Source organism: Acinetobacter sp. P37, assembly GCF_057480965.1.
Genome location: NZ_JBLIYY010000001.1, coordinates 211,109 through 230,228 on the forward strand (window position 1 = coordinate 211,109; position 19,120 = coordinate 230,228).

The window sequence follows — 19,120 nt, forward strand, 5'->3', positions numbered from 1 at the left end:
AAGCCCTCAACATTGAGGGCTTTTTATTATCTACATATTTCAAATCAATCTAACTAGCTTAAATCGACTTACTTTGCATCGAATTGCACAGATCTATTTCGTTTGGCTTTAAGTTATTTGGTTTCAAGCAAATTGACCTGATCAACCTGAACATCACTCATGATCTGACCATGATCAAGTAAGTGATTGAAATAGTCCTCGACGACTTTATATTGATCTGCTGTAGATTCAACTTTATACATATTTTGGCGGAACTCATTACTAGAGCGTAAACCCTTGGTGTACCAAGCAATATGTTTGCGTGAAATTCGACAACCTGAATATTCACCATAAAAACCATATAATTCAGACAAATGTCCAAGCAATACGTCACGAACCTCCATAATACTTGGCGCCGCCATATGCTCACCTGTCGTCAGGTAATGTCCTATTTCACGGAATATCCATGGGCGACCTTGAGCTGCACGACCAATCATGACTGCATCAGCACCAGTATAATCCAGTACATATTTGGCTTTTTCAGGTGTATCAATATCACCATTGGCAATCACAGGAATATTGATCAACGATTTCACATCTTTAATTAAGCTATAACGCGCCGTATTCAGATACATATCTTCACGTGTACGACCATGAAGTGCCAATGCAGCAATGCCAGCTTCTTCGGCACGTTTCGCAACGCGCATAATGTTTTCATGACCATTGAGATAGCCCAAGCGGGTTTTTAAAGTCACGGGTACATCAACTGCATCAACCACAGCATCTAAAATGCGGGCCACCAAATCTTCATCTTTGAGCAGCGCAGAACCTGCCAACTTATTACAAACTTTCTTCGCCGGACATCCCATATTAATGTCGACAATTTGCGCACCATTTGCCACTTGATAGCGAGCGGCTTCAGCCAGTTCAGCTGGATCTGACCCTGCAATTTGAGCTGAGATAGGTGCTATCTCACCATCAAAATTGGCACGATAAAGACTCTTTTTACTCATGCGTAAGGTCTTATCTGCCGTCATCATTTCACTGACAGCATGACCTGCGCCAAAGTATTTGCAAAGTGTACGAAATGGGCGATCTGTAACCCCTGCCATAGGTGCCACCCACAGTTTTCTCTCGATGGGACGATCGAATAATTCTTGAATGACATTGTTTTTACTCAAAATCTTTTAACCTCGTTTAACTTCGTTTAGTCGCTTCGTATTGACTTTTAATGCTCTTTAGTTGCAACCTATTTGCACCACGAAATTTCAATGTTGCAAATTTATAGGTACAGTCACTAAGCGACAAACAAAAGACGGTACAACTCGGTATAGAGCTCAAGTCCGCGTACAACTTCAAGGCTACCCAGAATTCAAGCAATCCAAAACATTTAGCTAAAAGTCTTTGGCTGATGAGTGGATTAAACGCGCAGAGGCAGAAATTGAATTGCACCCTGAAAAAATGTTGAACCCTGAGGTGCAACTTAAACAAAAACACTCAGAGAATTCATATTTCAGTATTTGGATGAGGCGGACAGTTTTGCTAGGACAAAAACAGGAGCACTACAGCATATCGCTAGTTTAGATATTTCTGAAAAGAATATCTATTATTTAACGCGACAAGACTTTTCTGATTACGCCGCTTCTTATAAAAGTATTAATCTTTCTGAACCCCAGCATTCTCTGCATTAAATTCTAATGATATTTTCTCATATAGTTTACTTTCAGCTGCTTCTAAGCGAGCTTTTGCGTCAGCTAATGCTTTCGGGTAATAAAGATAGCTTTTCATATCTTTATCACAGCTATCCAGTTTTTTCTCACAATCACTATCATTCCTTTTGGCTTCTCTAGACTCTCTCATTATTCTGTTGTAATAATTTTTGGCTTCGTACCACTTAAATTCAATTACATTATTAGCATTTGATGGTTCATCTTTAGCATAGCAATTCACTGATGCTAGGAAGCAAATTGTTAGTCCGTTAATAATTTTGGTTAGATAATGCACTATTTATACTCATTAAATTGGATGTTATTGTAAATAGTAACGTAATCTAACCCACCTGCCATAGGTGCCACCCACAGTTTTCTCTCGATGGGACGATCGAATAATTCTTGAATGACAGGATGTTGACTCAATGTTTTAACCTCTAGCTATATTTAGCAAATGATGCCTGAACCACATTCGAAATCTTCCAAGCCACTTTTAACAATGCTAAATTCAAATGTATGTTCGCAAAATCTGTTGAGCGTAAAAACGTTTCATGGCAATGATTATGCAATTGAATGATGACAATGAATATCAACATTGCTCAACGATTGAATTGAGGAATTTGAAGCTTCGGAATTGGACGGCAAATTTGCAATGCGATAGTTTAGTAATTCCAAACAAAAATTTCTACGCTTTTGCTTAAGAGTCGTTGAAACTTATGCATCAGCCATGTAGTTAACACACTATCGATTCAACATCAGACTTTCAGCAGATCTGCCTGTACAGGTGTTACTATAGAGGGATACTGCTAAAATGATTGAAAACTTAAATCTATAAATTCACACGAGTGAGTTGAACTTTATGAAAAAATTGAAAATTCTCTCTTTTATATTTTTCGCTACATTTCTGACTGCCTGCCAACAACCGAATGACGAGGTAGCTGCAGCTGAAAGCCAAAACGCTGATTTAACAACGGAACAAGCGACTCAACAATTTGAGCAGTCAGATGCGCAAATCAGTCAATACCTTGATGTTTTAGATGCCCCAAGCACATCTATTAAGGAAAAAACACAAGTCTTATGTCATGACTACCCTCATGAATATAAAACTAACTACATGCCTGCCATGCTCAAACTCGCAGCCCAAGACTATACTCAAGATAAAATGTTGAATGATTTGAAGATTGCACAGGACTATTACAAAGAAAAACTCAAAATTGAATGCCCTGCTGAATAACCTCCGTTTCATCATGGCGTCATAATTGTGCGATAAATTGTAATTAAGCGAAAAGTGGGTAAGTTTCGCTGTAATAACAACGTAAAATATACTTCCCGATTTATTCGGGTTTTTCTTTTTAAAGCTTTCAAATAATAAACGGCAATTGAATGGCACATATTATTTTGTGATAGACTTCAAAATACTGATTTATTTTAATAATTTTTTCGTTGAAATTCACAATTTGGACACAGAACAATCTATTTTAATTACACGTTTCTCATGATTAATACATTAAGTTGTTTTTTCCAAAAATAGACTGAAGATTGAATCATGAAAACTTTAAATAAAGCACTTTTTGCTGCACTTATCTCTACGGCGGCTGCAACTACATTTGCTGCTGAAGAACAAAAAGTTGAAGCTGCTGCATCTGAAGCTCAAACAACTGAAGTTGCTCAAGACGCAACTGAAGCGGCACCTGCTTCTGAAGCCGTTGCAAAATAATTGAGTAAACATTTAAAAACCCACAGTTTGTGTGGTTTTTAAATTCACAGACATTTTATGTTTGTCACAGTATACAATCACTTTGACATCTATTATTTAAAATATAAACGTTGAATTTGTCGTGCCCGCCGGTTTAAACCTAATATTTCTTTTCTTTGCAAAATATCTTCTTCACAAAATCCCAAGCGCTGGATTAACTCAGGCATTGCTAAGTCTGCATGTTCGATCAACTCGGCATCTTGTTCAGTTGACCAAATAACTTTTGAAGCTGTTAATTTTTGCTGACGTTTTGACCTTCTCATTTGCATAGTATAAAAGACTTTTGGCTAATTCATAAAAAAGCCCACCCGATGTGAGCTTTTTTGCACAGACTGAGTATTCATCATCTATTGGATTGAAATATAAATTTACTGAACGATGATGTTAAAGATTTTCATCCTTTGTGATCATCACTGAGGTTAAAATTGGAACTGCAAAACAAGGTAGTAATAGTAAGATCCAATATTCCACCATTGGTTTAGCCACAACAAAGTTTATAACGATTGCCCCCAATACCATAACTAACGCAATCAAACCTAAGAAACGACTGAAAAATTTAGCAGGCATAACAATCCCCTTAAAAAATTATGGATTTCAACTAGTATATACCTTCATTTTTTATAATCTGTTGAAAATGATATTGGAATATTCATCTATTTAGCTCAAAAAGCATTCTTTTTCCAATCATCCCAACCAAACTGCTTGTTTTTACACGCGTAGATCTCCATAAATAGATTGACAGTCCCCTATGAGGCATATACATATTTATTCATTACTTATGTATTTTGCATAGTATACTGCTCCTGCTTTGTCGCCCCCATATGGCTGAGTTTATTGGAAAATATGAACAAAACTTTTTCGACCACATTATGCTTTAAATCCCTTTCTGTACTGGCTTTATCCATTGGCTTGGCTGCCTGTGGTAATGGTTCATGGTGGAGCAAAGATGAACCCACTATGGAAGCAGAACAGATTAAAAAAGCCATTCCACCTCGCGTGAATGAACGTCTGTCATGGGCCAATGATATCTACGACATTAGTGATCAGCTCGGTATTCCGACCACGAAAGAAAATGTCTGTACGATTGTTGCTGTGGTCGATCAAGAGTCCAATTTTGTTGCTGACCCACATGTGCCGGGACTCGGTGAAAAAGCCGTCAAAGAAGTTCAAGATCGTCTTGAAGAAAAGTTTAAAGATAAATTGGGTGATGGCATCGGTGGTACAGTCGCTGGCTATTTCCAAGATGTATTAAAAAATCAACCGAGTCCAGAAGATAACTATCTCAGCCAAATGCGCCGTGTTCAAACTGAACGTGAGCTAGACGAGCTATATCGTGAAATTTTTGACTATATGTCTAAACATTATCACGTGAGTGCATTAACAGGCGCGGCGAAACTGGTTGGACAAGATATTGGTGAAAAGCTCAACCCCATTACCACTTTGGGTTCAATGCAAGTCCATATAGGCTATGCCAAAGACCACAAACGCCAAGGTGGAAATATTGCGGCACTACGTACAGATATGTATAGCCAATATGGCGGTTTGTATTACGGCATTCACCGTTTAATGATGTATCCAGCTGAATATGACAAACCGATTTATCGTTTTGCAGATTATAACTCGGGTCGTTATTCGAGTCGTAATGCGGCATTCCAAAGCATGTTGAATGACTTAACCCCTGCTGAGCTCGGCTTAGATGGTGACCTCTTACTTTATAATAAAGATGGTTCTCCACGTTCAGCAAAAAGCCAGTCTGAAACCGCGCTGATTGCCGTTTTTGCAGAAAATAATGTGATCGCTACTCCACGTCAAATTCGTTCAGATCTTAAAAAAGAAAAAGATCAGGACTTTGAAGATACTTTGACGTATAAAGCGGTCAAAAAGTTGTACCAAGAAAAGACCGGAAAAGAACCATTTTATGCCATGATGCCTGAAGTCGTAATTTCTGGGCCGAAATTAAGCCGTGATTACAATACCAATTGGTTTGCCACACGAGTCGATGGACGTTATCAAACATGCATGCGCCGCATCAAAAACCTAAAACTCTAGCCTTATTTGATTTTGACGGAACCTTGTGTAACAAAGACAGTTTTACAGGGTTCATCTTCTATTCCCTGCCTAAAAGGCATATCGTGCGCCAAGGGATTAAAATTCTCCCTTGGATTCAAGGCTATTATCTCAAGCTATATCCTGCACATGCAATGCGTCCTCGCCTATATGCCGCAATGTTTAGCCAAGCCAATCATGAGCAGGTTTTAAATCAAGCAGCGCAATATGCTGAACATTTGATGGCAGAACTCAATCCTTCACTGTATGAACAATTACAGCAACACCAAAAACGCGGTCATGAAGTCGTATTGGTTTCTGCATCCGTCGATTTATATCTTAAACCTGTGGCCAAAAAGCTTGGGGTCAAACTGATTTGTACCGAAACAGCAGCCAATGACCAAATACTGACTGGTTTGTATCAAACCTTAGACTGTAGTGGCGAGCAAAAGAAAATTCGCGTTTTGGAGCAATTTAACCTTCAAGACTATGAGCATGTTTATGCCTATGGAAATAGCGATGAAGACCTCGCTATGTTTGAATTGGCCACCCACCATTTCATGAATGGACAGGATAAACGCCTACCTGAACTCGACTAAAGTCGAGTGATTTAGTTTGGTTTATTAATCAAAGTTAACAATTACAAACTTAAATTTAAGTCGCTCTAATATATGATTAAATTTTGAAAATTCTGCTTTTATTTTGACTTTATAGTGTGCTATTTTTCTCATTAATTAGAAATAATGCGGTCAAATATTAAAAGCGGGAAAAGAATATGAATCAATTCAATCCACCGAAATATGTCAAAGGCCTCCATATTAAATTTGGCGAAAATCCATTTGTACTCCTTGCTCAATTTGCCTTCTCAGCCACTCGCCAGATGTGGACGAAAGAAGAAATTGAATTGGTCATTCGTATGGCTAAAAAAGGAAATTATATGAATTTGATTAAGATCCTCAAATTACATATCAAAAATTGAAATAAATATTTTCCCCAAAGTTAATATAAAAAAGCCATGCAATTGCATGGCTTTTTTTCCCGTAAATTTAGTGTAGCGTTTATTACTTTTTAAATGGAAATGCATATTTCACAATACGTTTTAGTACACTGCCGTACTGTTTCACTAAACTTGCGTTGTTATAGTTCAAACCATATTTTTCACATACGGCCTGTACTTTTGGCGCCATTTTACGATAACGACGCGCAGGAACATCTGGGTATAAATGGTGTTCGATCTGATGGCTTAAATGCCCTGTCAAAATATGAAATGCTTCTGAACCGGTAAGGTTTGAAGAACCACGAATTTGGCGCATGTACCAATGTCCACGACTTTCATTTTCAAGTACTTTTTTCGGGAAAACTTCAACATCTTTGGTAAAGTGACCACAGAAAATAATACTAAACGTCCAAATATTACGAAGACCATTTGCCACTAGGTTCCCTGTAAGCACCGGTAATGCTGCAGGCCCTGCAATAAGCGGGAAGAACACATAGTCTTTAAATAATTGCTTGCCGATTTTGGCTTGCATTGGCTTCCATTCTTCTTTGGTCTGCTGTTTTGTTTTGCGACCTTTAAAGTATTTACCCAATTCAAGGTTTTGAATGGCAACACCCCATTGGAACAATAAACAAAATGGAATGCTATAAATCGGTTGTAATAGATAGCCCGGCTTCCAACGCTGTTCAGGGAATAAACGAACGAGACCATAACCAATATCATCATCCATACCTTTAATGTTGGTATAGGTATGATGTTTAAAATTGTGAGTTTGGCGCCAGTTATCTGCAGTACCCACGATATCCCATTCATAAGTCTGACCATTGAATTTAGGATCATTCATCCAGTCATATTGACCATGCATGACATTATGACCTAATTCCATGTTTTCCATGATTTTGGCAAAACCTAAAAGACCTGTGCCTAAAATCCATGCTGGCGGAAACCAACCTGCAAACAATAATGCACGACCCGCCATAGATGAATATCGAATAGTTGAATACACACGACGAATGTATTTCGCATCCTTTTCACCTAAGTCATCTAAAACTTCTTGCTTAATCGCGTCAAGCTCACGCGCAAGTTCATCTAATTGCGATTGGGTTAACTCACGGTTTTTAGGATTTTTAAAATATTCAATTTTTACAGGCATGTTCATATTTTTTTCTACCTTATAAATCAATAACGAGATCTGACTGTGCTGAGTTCACACAAATTTTGAGTAAATTACCCGGTTCTGTATTTTGGCTACCATTGACCATATTTTTAGTCGAACCTTCAACTTTGTTGCAGGCACATTTATTACAAATGCCCATACGGCAACCGTGATTTGGTTTGATATTTTGCTGTTCAAGACTGGCTAAAATTGATTGGCCTTTTGGGATACTGACGGTTTTATTGGATTGTGTAAGCGTGACATTCACAAAGCCAATTTCATCCGTTGCAATTGGGCTCATGCTAAATGCTTCACTCATAAAGCATTGTGCATGATCAAATAACGCTTCGGCCTGAGTGACGAAACCCGATGGACCACATGCAAACACAGTACTGTGCTCAATGTCGTCAATTTGAGCAGCGTGAGCGGCATTTAATCGTGGATCAGCAACTTCTTCTTGGGTAAAGAAAATTTGAAATTTAAAGTTTGGATATTGATTTGCCAAAGCTTCGAAGCGTAATTTGAATGCGGCATCATCGTGATACTTAACCCAATACATTAACTGAATTGGTTGCTCCGCAATTTGCTTAGTTTTGCTCATCGCTTTCAACAAACTCAACATTGGCGTAATACCACTACCCGCAGCCAATAGTAGCAACGGTGTAGAATTTGACACCAAAGTCATATCACCAAAAGGCTGACCAAATTCTAAGATGTCACCAACTTGTGCTTGTTCTACCAGCCAAGTACTCACAATACCCGTATTCACTTTTTTTACACTTAGCAATACGTGTTGATCATCTAACTGAGTCAAACTATAAGTACGTTCGTAACGGATCCCATTTACACGAGCAAAAACAGGATGATGCTGACCAGCTTCACCCATTTTAAACAAACGGTTCACCTGTATAGTTAGGCTGACCATCTCATTTGCTGCATTTTCTTTTTGTACAATTTTGCCGAGAGCCTGATTACCAGACCATAACGGATTAAATTTCTGCAACCAGAAATTTACTGCATTGACGTCTACAACACTGTCTTTGAGTGCGTTTAAAGGCTTTTTCGCTTTTTCGAGTACATGCATAATCAAATACAACTCATGGGAGGTTTTTAATTATTATACATATGTATATATATTTGTATATACGCTTGTGCATTTAATCGACATTTTCACAAAAGCTATTAGCAGACGCTATAATATGTTAATGTTTTTAATCTATTAAAAAATATGACTCAGTCTGCACAGACGAATATGGTTAACATGTACCAGGAAGAATTACATTCTGAAGCTGAAACTCCACTTGCAGTTCGCACTGTAGGTCGTAAAGCAACAATTACCAAGGAAGAACTGTTTCAGGCAGCGCTTAATTTAATTGGTCCACAAAAAAGTATTTCATCACTGAGTTTGCGTGAAGTTGCACGTGAAGCTGGCATTGCTCCAAATAGTTTTTATCGTCACTTCAAAGATATTGATGAATTAGCCATTGAGTTGATTGATCGAGCTGGTGGTGTGTTACGTCAAATTTTGCATGAAGCACGCCTTCAGGCATCACGCCAAAGCAGTATTATTCGTAGTTCAGTTGAAGTATTTATTCAGCAGCTAGATGCCGATGAAGGCAACTTAAGCCTTTTACTTCGTGAAGGCTATACTGGTTCGCATTCCTATAAAAATGCAGTTGAGCGTCAACTTAACTATTTCCAACAAGAATTAAGAGAAGATTTAATCGTGCTTGAACGTTTAAATCAAAGCAAGTTGGCTCATCCTGACATCGTGGCACGTGGTATTACCCAATTGGTGTTTAACATGGGTGCAAAAGTCATTGATCTACCGACAGAACAACGCAAAGAAGTTGCCGAACAAACCATGATTATGATTCGTATGATCCTGGAAGGCGCTCGCCATTTAGACGAAGCACAGATTCGCTAAAAATTAATGGTCAAAAAAAGGAGACGTTCAGGTCTCCTTTTTTATGAACAAAATTTATTTTTCTAATGCTGTAAGTACTGTATGACGTGTAGCGCTGTCTGTTTCGGCTGCTCAAGTGGAAACATGTGCCCACCTTCAACTACACTATAATCTATCCCATAGGTTTTCTTCATTCCGTCAGGCAAACCTTGTTTATAAAAATGGCTGTTATCTGCGGTGATAAGGTGTACAGGCATTTGAGGGGCTTTACGTGGAGTACGCCACCACCATGTAGGTACTGTACGGAAAATTTGCGCTTCCACGGCTTTTGGAATGCTGAGGGTCACGCCACCGCGTTTTTCATCAGTGCGAACACCTTGTGCAAAATAATCCTCAAAACATTGCGGATCAAAACTTTTAAATAAACGATTATTCCGTAGTGCCGTATAGGCTTCATCCAAATTTGGCCAATGGTCATTACGCTTCAATGTAATTGCCGCTGGGGTAATTTTATCCACAGCTTTGAGCTTTAATTTTTGCATACCTTCAAAAATGGCGGACTTAGGACCGATTACGAAAGGTGGATCCATAATAATCAGTTGTGAAAACAAATCTGGACGTTTATAAGCCGCCATAAGAGTGACTAAAGAACCAAAAGAATGTCCAAGCCCAATCACTTTTTGTTTTGGAAATTGATATTCAATATCTGCAATGACTTGTTCGACCAAATATCGCCAATCTTTGGTGATCGGATAGCGCTCATCCATACCAATAAGCGGAATCGCCTTCACATCAAATTGCGGTGTAAAGTAGGATAAAAACTTTCGATAACTTGCAGCAGGAATACCATTGGCATGGGTAAAATGGATCGCGCTTTTCATCTAAAACTCATCCAATCAGCTGATGATGACCCATCATAAAGAGATCTATACGATTTAAACAGGACTCAATGAGTTTATCTATATGACCCCAAAGTCAGTTTGCAGATTATTTTTGTGAACCGACCATTGATTGATTCGGTAAAAATGTTGCGCCACAAGTGGTTTTATCTCCAGCAACCACAACACCGCGCCCCTTTACCGTTGTACTTTGATCTGCCGCGATCGCAGCCACAGTCGAATTACATTTCGGGCAATAATGTTTCATGCCGTTTAAATGCACCGCAATACCATTAATCACAAATGAAGGTTCACATTCTGAAACCACACCACCGTGTGACGTTTTACTACCTAAGGTAATTAAGGATTTCATATTTTTATTTTCTTCTAACGAACTGCTGAAATTTGAAGCATTTTAACGGAACTACCCACAACTCGCTAGCATCGACGTATAAATTTAACCAAGCCAAAACTTTACTTAACTAAAGCATTAAAACACGACATTAAGGCAGTTCGTGATCAATCATTTGAATATGATGTTATCGCTATATGTCCAAATACATTTAATCATTTCACTTTCATAATTCAATTGACATCAATCACGACAGCTTATGTCGCGATGCCGATTCTTTTACTAATCAAAGCATGTATATTGAGTCTAGCAATGACCATGAAGCGTAGACCCTATTTTAAAATTTCAGTATTTAACTGAGCTTCGAATCAGAAAATGGTGCTTTTCTACGCCATGATTAACTTTAGAACATTCTTAGACTAAACACATTATTCAAAACTATTTTTATAAATTTTAGATTCCAAACGTAGCACCATTTCATTTTATAACGCAGATAAATAAAGCATAACCATTCTATTTTCAGGAGGTTTTATGATTTTAATAAATGACTTTGATTTAACCCAACCACAAAAAGTCATCGTGTTAGACCATACACTAGATGAAACAACCCTATTAACAGAAATACTGGCCTTGTGTAAGACTGCAGACCCAGAGCTCATCGTGGCGGAAAGCAAAGAGGCTGATTTAGTTCTACGCTTATTACCTGAAATACATGATTATTGTGGTGCCATTGCCTTAAAACAGCCGCTATGTAATGACATCGACTTTGATTTACTTAGTGTTCATTATATAACACGCAGCCAAGCAGAACGAAGTACGATCCAAATTCAGTTAGCAAAAAATCATCCTGACTATACAAAGCTTGATGGCATATTTTATATGTTGGATGAAAATGAAGATTTTGATCAAGCTGTAGAATTGCTGAAGAATAGTTACTTTTTTTATGCCGATGTCGACAATTTAGATTAAAAATAAACAATACAAAACTTTGATTTAGCGTAAATCTGTCGTGATTAATTTTACAGTTATAATTTTAGCCATAAAAAAAAGCACCCTAAGGTGCTTTTTTAAGATTCTTAACTTATGGCTTAACCACTACCATAATTTGAATCGCTTCTGGTGTAACCGCTAGACCATCAAGCAGTGTTAAACCTTCTTTTTGCAGTTTTTGTAAACGTGCAATTTCGTCTTCACGAATACTTGGGTTGAACTGCTTCAAATAAGTTAAACGGTCAATTTCATATTGCCATTTGCTACCGTAGATTTCTTTAGCTTGTTGTTTAAAGCCCGGTAATGCACCACGAGCAATTTCAAGCGCTTGCGTATAACGCTGTTCAATGACATCACGACGCGCCTTAACCACTTGGCGGCAACTGTTGCCATCAAGATGATGTAAATAAGGACGTAAAATTTCAGGTGCAATTTTTTGCGATAAATCCTGACCTTTTTCGCTCAGTAATACACGAACCAACTGTTGTGGCAAACTTGACGGCAAATTCAATGCTTTCGGTGCAACGACATCGACTTTAAACCACACTTCCATTAACACAGAACCTTGCGGTAAAGCGGCCGATTTCAATACAGCAACGTTGGTACTACCAAAGCCTTGCGTATTAATCATTTCCATCACACTTTCAGTGAATGGATGCTCAAGTGTTAAATATTGAGCATCTTCACGGATCTGTGCTTGGTCACGATAGAACGTCGCCGTCATACCTTCTTCGTCCAAAGTCAGACCTTGAACTTGCATTTGATCCGTTGGCTTGATGATCACGGTACCATTACTTTGCTCATCAAAATCAATGTTTGTAGACGCCATAAAGCGCTTCATGAACATTGGTAAAGTAGTATTGTCGTCGTAGTCTTCAAGTGCAGTCACAATTTCTTGTGCCACGATTGGACGGCAAGAGTTGTACTCAAGTAAACGGTCACGACCTTCTTGAAGTTCAGCTTCAAGCGCTTCACGTTGCACACTTACGGCTTCGAGCAGATCTTCAAACTCTTGGCCTTTATCTGCCAACAAACAATCTTTCAGATTGACGATAAAGTTTTCTTGTAAGGTTTGCGCAGTCGGCGAGATATTGCAGAAAATATTTAATGCTTCGTTATACCAACGGAACATACGCTCTTGAGCAGTACCAACCAGATAAGGCACATGAATTTGAATACGATTTTCTTGACCAATACGGTCTAAACGACCAATACGTTGTTCAAGTACATCTGGGTTTGCAGGCAAGTCAAACAAAACTAAGTCCGATGCAAACTGGAAGTTACGACCTTCAGAACCAATTTCTGAACATAGTAAAATTTGCGCACCGTATGACTCTTCAGCAAAGTAAGCTGCTGCTTGGTCACGCTCTAATAAGCTCATGCCTTCATGGAACATCGCAGTGCGAATACCCGCATGCAAACGAAGTACATTTTCTAAAGACTCAACCACTGGACCACTACGTGCAATCAATAACACTTTTTTGTGTTTCAGGTCTGTACGCAGACGTTCCATCAACCACATCACACGTGGATCTGTTTCCATCCACGAGCCATCAAGCTGCGCTTCTTCAGGCCACATTTGTTCACGTAGCTTGCCATCTTTAGACCAGTTTTCTGGTGCAGGTAATGGCGCAGGCTGACAGTCACGACCTGGGAAGCCTTGAATCGCTTCACGTGTATTACGGAATAAAATACGGCCTGTACCATGACGGTCTAATAATTCGTGAATGGCACGGAAGCGTTGTTCTGGCTCGTCAGTAATTCGATGACCTAATAGGCTTTCAATCGCTGCCAAATGCCCTTCTTCGAGTGGCAGATCAGACATCAACACTTCAGCAATTTTAGCTGTTTGGTGATACTGCTCTTCTTCATCCAAGAAACGATCAAGCGAACTAAAACGTTGTGGATCGAGCAGACGCAAACGTGCAAAGTGACTTTCCACACCTAATTGTTCAGGCGTTGCGGTTAATAACAAGACACCCGGCGTTTTTTCAGCAAGTTCTTCAACAAGGTCATAACGGTCATTGCCGCCTTCTTCTTCTGACCACATTAAATGATGGGCTTCATCGACTACAAGCAAATCAAAACCAGCTTCAAGCGCTTGTTCACGCAAGTCATCATGGTCGATCATCAAATCGACACTCGCAATGATGCATTGTTCTGTTAAGAATGGGTTGAGATCTGGATCGTGTTCTTTAATCGATGCTGTACGTGTTAGATCAAATAATGAGAACTCAAGATTGAAACGACGACGCATTTCAATCATCCATTGATATTGCAATGAATCAGGTACTAAGACCAAGATACGTTCTGAACGACCCGTTTTGAGTTGCTGATGAATAATCAGACCTGCTTCAATGGTTTTACCTAGACCCACTTCATCAGCAAGTAATACACGTGGAGCAAAACGTTTACCCACTTCATGCGCAATATACAGTTGGTGTGGAATGAGACCCACACGTGAACCTACCAAGCCACGTAGAGGGCTAGACTTCATATTGGCTTGAAGAAGCAGTGCTTCGATACGCAGGTCATACCATTCTTTATAGTCCACTTGGCTTGCAAGCAAACGATCTAATGGTTTTGCTAACTGAATACTTGCACCAATACGTGTTTCATTCAGTGCTTTACGCTCTTCTGTGCCATCGGCAAGTTTACGTACCGCGTTATAACGAACCACACCACCACGGTCTTCAAGAGATTCAACAATCCAAATTTGACCTTCTTGATCTTGGACTTCGTCATTTACATTGAAAATAATACGAGATAAAGGTGCATTGTGACGGGCATAGACACGAGTTTCATCACTTTTTGGGAATAAAATGCTGACCGATCGCTCATCAACATCAATAAGAACACCTAAACCCAGTTCCGTTTCTGTATCTGATAACCAACGTTGACCAATAGCAAACTGCTGCAATTTTTCCACCTTTTTCTCAAGTTCGGTCTGAAAATATTATGCTCAAACTGTGAACGTTATTTGAGCAAAAATCTAGACCATAAAGCAATATATTTTGACATAAAGCCCACTAAATAGTGAGCAGAATTCTTAGGGATTTAAATGATTTTCCTAAAATGGTACAGGACAGTGAAATTCCACTGTTTGCTCAGTTTCAGGATTGTTAAAACTCAAGCGCTCAGCATGTAAACATAAGCGCGGCATCAGCTGCTGTTGCTCAGGTGTTGCATACAAAGTATCACCAACAATAGGATGACCTAAATATTGCATATGAACACGAAGCTGATGTGATCGACCAGTAATAGGAGTTAATACTACGCGTGTTACAGCTTGCCCCTGAATATCAAAATGTTCAGTGGCTTTCCAATGCGTAAGTGCAGGCTTATTATGTGCAGGATCGGCAATATGTAGTGGCGGATGTTTTGGGTCATACACGACGGGTACATCAACAGTACCTTCACCTTCAAGCGTACCCGCAACCAATGCCTGATATGTTTTTGAAGTTTGACGTTCTTGGAACTGGCGTGAAATTCGATTTTGCCCTTGACGGGTTAATGCAAAAACCAAAATACCTGAGGTATCACGATCCAAACGATGAATGAGCAAAGTATTCGGCTCAATTTGTAATAATCGATTGATAACACAGTCTTGTAAATCTGCTGTTTTTCCCGGAACTGTGAGTAAACCTGCTGGTTTATGGATCACCATAAAGTCAGTGTCACGATGTATCAGGTGTTCGGTTAGAAAATTACTCAAAGTTCAATCCAGTTCTGATCTCGAAAAACAAGGCGGCAATAATAAAAAGCTTAGCCAACAATTACAATGCACAAAGCCATATTTCCCGACGTATTTTCCGATTTAGAACAAAAATAATTCCAATTGGCTTTGTTTAGTCTGTACTGAGCAATTTTTCTAGCAATGCTTTTAAACTTGCATCATCTAAAAAGTCTTCATAACGGATGTTTGCACCATTGGCACGCCACAAACCAATTAAGCTGACCATGGCAACGGAATCAAGCCCATAACTGCGTAAATCGGTTAAGGGATCTATTTCCAATGCCTCCATATCTAGCTGCTCTGCAATAGCCAATAATATGCCTTTGGCTGACAAAACGAATTCCGTTGGCGCTGACAGATTCCAAAGCCGCATCAAATTATAACTACTCATATGATGAATACCTTGGCCTGACATGGAGTCCACCCACTGAATATGCTGTTCCTGATTATTCAGCACAATTGCGTCATCAACAATACAGATTTGCTCTGTTACCCTATATAGATACAGCAAGATCTGTTTCAGCATAGGCGTGATTTGCCCTGCAAAGATGAGCTGAGGGTGTATGGTTGCATATTCACCGAGCTGCTGCATGCCTTGAAGTAAATCATCGCCATATAAATCGACAATAGGAATCTCTAAGGCTTTGGCTTTATTGGTCAGCTGGATCAAATTTTCCATCAACTGCGTATCTTGTATACCCTGCTGCATGCGTAAATTTTGTAAGCCAACCAGTACCAATACTGACTGTGTTGATGACAGCTGCCATTTTGCTTGAGATGGTGCAAATTGGATTTTTTTAGGCATGGGATACAGCATACGGGCTCGGCACAAAACTGATGTTAGAACAACTGTTATGCTAACGCAGAATCATATCTGAAGGTGACTTTCGGCTACTGATGATTTACTTTTTGGTCAACTTTAAACTTATAGATTTATTTAATTCTATTAAGTTTATTAGATAAACCTAAGTTTTGGTTTTATTCAAATTCGGATAAAAAATAATCTTGTAAATATTCAAGTGATTTACCCTCATACAGCAAAGAAAAATCACCATCGTGCTCTTCTAAACTTGAGCTGCCATCAATAACACCTAATACATTACTAATTGAATCAATCATTACTTGTCGTAAGATTGAGAAAAAAATTCTCTTATGTTCGTCTGGCAAAGTATTAAAAAAACTTATTGCATCAATAAAATAAGGATCTTTTATTTCTGATGGTGAGCAGTCTGTGAACAATCCTTTATAAATTTCTAGGTTTTCGTTAATAATTCCTATTTTGAGTAAATATGCTAATTCTTTTGAGTCCATACCTTTCCCTTTATTTTAGTTTGTATAACGTCCATTCTTTTTAAAAGAACATAAAAAATTTTCAAATATCATTTTTTTATTTTACGATAATTTCTTTAATATTCTTTTCATTCACAAACAATATTCGAGATACATCAATACTCATAATTGTAAAATATATGTATAGCTGATCCTCCCTAGTATACATCGCATTAAGAATTACATTTTTTTAATGTATTTCCTAAATCTGTATATTACATAGTATATCAAACTAGAACTGATCATTATAAAACACACTGCTAGCACTCCAATAAGCCCTGATACTTCAAACGTCCACATTTTCTAGACTGTTTTACTACAATATGAATGCTGACAAGAGCACGACCCCTGTCAGCTTATCGTATTTATTTTTGTGGTTCGACGGTAGGTGCCGCCAATGGTGGTGACATCGGATGTGCCGAAGGTTCACCGCCTGCAACACGAGATAGAGGCAGCCACTGTGCAAGTATTGGATTGGTTCGGTCGAATAGTGGCGTTAACTCTAACTCAGAAGGTAACAATTCACTCAAAGAGCTCATGCTTTCAAGTTTAGCCAAAGCCTTAATGCTATCTTCAGCCGCATTACCTGTATCCACTTTGGCAGCCACAGTCACAATACTGACTTGCTTTTCATCTTGATTAAACATCAGCCAAGCACTGGACAAACCTAGCGCCTGCGCTTGCTCTCGCAAAGTCGGCCAAACCTCTTTTAGCAGCTGATCTAACTGATCATGCTGTGTAGAAAACCGTTCAAAACGCACAACATGATGTGATGTTGCTAAGGGTTTAAAATCATGAGCACCAGCAACACGCCAAATATTTCGCTGTACATTCAAGAAAAATGGACGGCTCCAAAACTTTACATCCGGCTCAAATTCCAATTCTTCACTGGTGAAACGCTCATAATCTTTTACATTTTCCCAAGTATCAAATAAGTAGCGTCCACCAGTCCAAAGCGCACCACTAAAACGGTCAAAACCAAGTGGCATATATTTGTGGCGCATGCCCGGGCGCACATCCATGGTGCGACGTTCAATTTCCTGCATATTCACTAAATCATGCATCTTGATTTCACTTGCAACTGGGAAGTCTGAAGTAAACGCTGCTTCTGCCTGAATCGGGCCTGTTTCGTAGTTGAGAATCGCCATATGTATCTCCGATATTCGTTGTGGAGTTGTATAAATAATTGCTCTCAGCCAGTGCTGAATCAGCTGTTAAACCCACTTTATCGAAAATAAATTCTTGAAAAAGACCTTCAAATTTAATTTACTTATTACATCGTGTAATTAATAAATAGAAATATTATGCTGCGTCACTATGATGATCTACAAATCGGCAGTCTTGAATTGTTTTGTTTAACCGTGGAAAAGAAAAGTTTCTCTGCTGCAGCAATTGCAGCAGGCATTTCTCCTGCCGCAGTCAGCAGAGCGATATCACGCTTAGAAGCAAAATTTGGGGTAAAGCTATTTGTCCGCACTACACGCCAACTTAAAATTACCGATGCTGGGCAGCATTATTATTATTTTTGCAAACAAGCCCTTAACAGCCTACTCGAAGGTGAAATGCAAATCAGCGGTGAACAGGAACACCCCATCGGCTTACTGAAAATTAGCGTGCCCACAGCTTATGCACATTATCGTCTGCTGCCTAAAATGGCTAAGTTTACCGAACTGTTTCCACATATTAAGCTCGAGATTCATGTCAGCAACCATAATGTAAATTTAGTGACTGATGATTATGACATTGCGATTCGCGGTAATGAGTTAACCGACTCTGGCTTAATTGCACGTAAACTTGAAGATGCTGCATTATGCATTGTGGCTACACCTGAATATTTGAAAAGGCACCCTGCACCTATGAACATCCAAGACTTACAGCATCACGAATGTATTTTGTTTGAATTACCGAGTTCAGGTAAGTCTGGACCGTGGTCACTCATGGATGCAGGCAAAAAAATTATGGTTGATGTCCAAGGAAAAATTACCTGTAAAGATGATTATCTCTCGACCTTAATCTTAGCTAAATCTGGTGCAGGACTGATGCAGGTCTACCGCTTTTCAGTGGAGCAAGAATTACAAAGCGGCGCGTTGGTGGAAGTTCTCAAATCTTATAGCCAAACAACTCGGCCTTTTTATTTACTCTATCCAAAGTCTAACTATCAGTCTTCTAAACTCAAAGCATTTATCAATTTCATGCTGAATGCTTCGGCTCAATCTTAGAAAATTTCGATTTAATGCTATGGGCGAAGTTCCTAGACCTTTAAATCAAAATAAAAAAAAGCCCAAC

General features: G+C 38.9%; 21 protein-coding genes and 1 pseudogene. 9 read left to right on the forward strand and 13 right to left on the reverse strand.

The genetic code is table 11. The features are described 5' to 3' along the window. Positions 1-113: 113 nt before the first annotated feature. Positions 114-1,160, reverse strand: coding sequence for a tRNA dihydrouridine synthase DusB (gene dusB, locus AC25JC_RS01115; RefSeq protein ID WP_486923296.1), 1,047 nt, complete (start codon positions 1,158-1,160; stop codon positions 114-116). A gap of 103 nt (positions 1,161-1,263) precedes the next feature. On the opposite strand from dusB, the pseudogene AC25JC_RS01120 reads away from it, so the two are divergent. Then, positions 1,264-1,619, forward strand: a pseudogene (locus AC25JC_RS01120) (tyrosine-type recombinase/integrase); the annotation flags it as partial. A gap of 16 nt (positions 1,620-1,635) precedes the next feature. Here the strand turns inward: AC25JC_RS01120 and AC25JC_RS01125 are convergent. Continuing rightward, a complete protein-coding gene (locus AC25JC_RS01125) occupies positions 1,636-1,983 on the reverse strand; it encodes a hypothetical protein (RefSeq protein ID WP_180040079.1) in 348 nt (115 codons plus the stop codon). Positions 1,984-2,547: 564 nt separating this feature from the next. On the opposite strand from AC25JC_RS01125, the gene AC25JC_RS01130 reads away from it, so the two are divergent. Together AC25JC_RS01130 and AC25JC_RS01135 are read left to right on the forward strand one after the other, a co-directional pair. Continuing rightward, entirely contained in the window at positions 2,548-2,922 is a 375-nt protein-coding gene (locus tag AC25JC_RS01130) for a hypothetical protein (protein WP_180074098.1), read from the forward strand. Positions 2,923-3,234: 312 nt separating this feature from the next. Beyond that, the gene (locus AC25JC_RS01135) at positions 3,235-3,405 is read left to right on the forward strand and encodes a hypothetical protein (RefSeq protein WP_180054363.1); all 171 of its coding nucleotides are present in this window, start codon (positions 3,235-3,237) and stop codon (positions 3,403-3,405) included. 92 nt (positions 3,406-3,497) lie between these two features. On the opposite strand, the gene AC25JC_RS01140 is transcribed toward AC25JC_RS01135, so the two are convergent. Together AC25JC_RS01140 and AC25JC_RS01145 are read right to left on the reverse strand one after the other, a co-directional pair. After that, positions 3,498-3,713 (reverse strand): acyl-CoA thioesterase, encoded by a 216-nt coding sequence (locus AC25JC_RS01140; RefSeq protein WP_249748744.1) that lies wholly within the window; start codon positions 3,711-3,713, stop codon positions 3,498-3,500. A 115-nt stretch (positions 3,714-3,828) separates the two neighbouring features. Beyond that, on the reverse strand, positions 3,829-4,011 hold the full coding sequence (locus AC25JC_RS01145; protein WP_078193584.1) for a hypothetical protein: 183 nt from the start codon (positions 4,009-4,011) through the stop codon (positions 3,829-3,831). Between the two features lie 276 nt (positions 4,012-4,287). On the opposite strand from AC25JC_RS01145, the gene AC25JC_RS01150 reads away from it, so the two are divergent. From AC25JC_RS01150 to AC25JC_RS01160, 3 genes are all read left to right on the forward strand, one after another. Then, entirely contained in the window at positions 4,288-5,493 is a 1,206-nt protein-coding gene (locus AC25JC_RS01150; protein WP_180003816.1) for a DUF1615 family protein, read from the forward strand. Further along, on the forward strand, positions 5,460-6,089 hold the full coding sequence (locus AC25JC_RS01155) for an HAD-IB family hydrolase (RefSeq protein ID WP_180115211.1): 630 nt from the start codon (positions 5,460-5,462) through the stop codon (positions 6,087-6,089). Before AC25JC_RS01150 ends, AC25JC_RS01155 begins: the two co-directional genes overlap by 34 nt. A gap of 176 nt (positions 6,090-6,265) precedes the next feature. Then, positions 6,266-6,469, forward strand: coding sequence for a hypothetical protein (locus AC25JC_RS01160; RefSeq protein WP_180003812.1), 204 nt, complete (start codon positions 6,266-6,268; stop codon positions 6,467-6,469). A gap of 82 nt (positions 6,470-6,551) precedes the next feature. Here the strand turns inward: AC25JC_RS01160 and AC25JC_RS01165 are convergent, their stop codons facing one another. Further along, the gene (locus AC25JC_RS01165) at positions 6,552-7,646 is read right to left on the reverse strand and encodes a fatty acid desaturase family protein (protein ID WP_078193588.1); all 1,095 of its coding nucleotides are present in this window, start codon (positions 7,644-7,646) and stop codon (positions 6,552-6,554) included. A gap of 13 nt (positions 7,647-7,659) precedes the next feature. Continuing rightward, positions 7,660-8,727, reverse strand: coding sequence for a ferredoxin reductase (locus tag AC25JC_RS01170; protein WP_486923297.1), 1,068 nt, complete (start codon positions 8,725-8,727; stop codon positions 7,660-7,662). A 168-nt stretch (positions 8,728-8,895) separates the two neighbouring features. Here AC25JC_RS01170 and fabR point away from each other — a divergent pair, with 168 nt between their 5' ends. Further along, complete coding sequence (gene fabR / locus AC25JC_RS01175; protein ID WP_372491111.1) at positions 8,896-9,570, forward strand: HTH-type transcriptional repressor FabR; 675 nt, start codon at positions 8,896-8,898, stop codon at positions 9,568-9,570. A gap of 62 nt (positions 9,571-9,632) precedes the next feature. On the opposite strand, the gene AC25JC_RS01180 is transcribed toward fabR, so the two are convergent. Together AC25JC_RS01180 and AC25JC_RS01185 are read right to left on the reverse strand one after the other, a co-directional pair. Beyond that, positions 9,633-10,430, reverse strand: a complete 798-nt coding sequence (locus AC25JC_RS01180) for an alpha/beta fold hydrolase (RefSeq protein ID WP_486923298.1) — start codon at positions 10,428-10,430, stop codon at positions 9,633-9,635. Positions 10,431-10,536: 106 nt separating this feature from the next. Continuing rightward, positions 10,537-10,800 carry a PAAR domain-containing protein gene (locus tag AC25JC_RS01185; RefSeq protein ID WP_078193592.1) on the reverse strand — a complete coding sequence of 88 codons (264 nt, stop codon included), beginning with the start codon at positions 10,798-10,800 and terminating at the stop codon, positions 10,537-10,539. A 510-nt stretch (positions 10,801-11,310) separates the two neighbouring features. Between AC25JC_RS01185 and AC25JC_RS01190 the strand changes: the two genes are divergently transcribed. Next, on the forward strand, positions 11,311-11,748 hold the full coding sequence (locus AC25JC_RS01190) for a hypothetical protein (RefSeq protein ID WP_486923299.1): 438 nt from the start codon (positions 11,311-11,313) through the stop codon (positions 11,746-11,748). Between the two features lie 112 nt (positions 11,749-11,860). Here AC25JC_RS01190 and rapA read toward each other — a convergent pair whose 3' ends face one another. The 5 genes from rapA to AC25JC_RS01215 all read right to left on the reverse strand — a co-directional run bounded on the left by rapA (position 11,861) and on the right by AC25JC_RS01215 (position 17,982). Next, on the reverse strand, positions 11,861-14,698 hold the full coding sequence (gene rapA / locus AC25JC_RS01195) for an RNA polymerase-associated protein RapA (RefSeq protein ID WP_249679961.1): 2,838 nt from the start codon (positions 14,696-14,698) through the stop codon (positions 11,861-11,863). Positions 14,699-14,839: 141 nt separating this feature from the next. Next, a complete protein-coding gene (locus AC25JC_RS01200) occupies positions 14,840-15,484 on the reverse strand; it encodes an RluA family pseudouridine synthase (protein ID WP_180119865.1) in 645 nt (214 codons plus the stop codon). A 133-nt stretch (positions 15,485-15,617) separates the two neighbouring features. Beyond that, complete coding sequence (locus AC25JC_RS01205; RefSeq protein ID WP_180119864.1) at positions 15,618-16,322, reverse strand: phosphopantetheine-binding protein; 705 nt, start codon at positions 16,320-16,322, stop codon at positions 15,618-15,620. Between the two features lie 161 nt (positions 16,323-16,483). Beyond that, positions 16,484-16,816: a hypothetical protein gene (locus AC25JC_RS01210; protein WP_486923300.1), complete on the reverse strand. Its 333-nt coding sequence runs from the start codon at positions 16,814-16,816 to the stop codon at positions 16,484-16,486. A gap of 383 nt (positions 16,817-17,199) precedes the next feature. Then, positions 17,200-17,982, reverse strand: a complete 783-nt coding sequence (locus AC25JC_RS01215; RefSeq protein ID WP_180084263.1) for a hypothetical protein — start codon at positions 17,980-17,982, stop codon at positions 17,200-17,202. Between the two features lie 156 nt (positions 17,983-18,138). Here AC25JC_RS01215 and AC25JC_RS01220 point away from each other — a divergent pair, with 156 nt between their 5' ends. Then, a complete protein-coding gene (locus AC25JC_RS01220; RefSeq protein ID WP_180119859.1) occupies positions 18,139-19,053 on the forward strand; it encodes a LysR family transcriptional regulator in 915 nt (304 codons plus the stop codon). Positions 19,054-19,120: the final 67 nt, after the last annotated feature.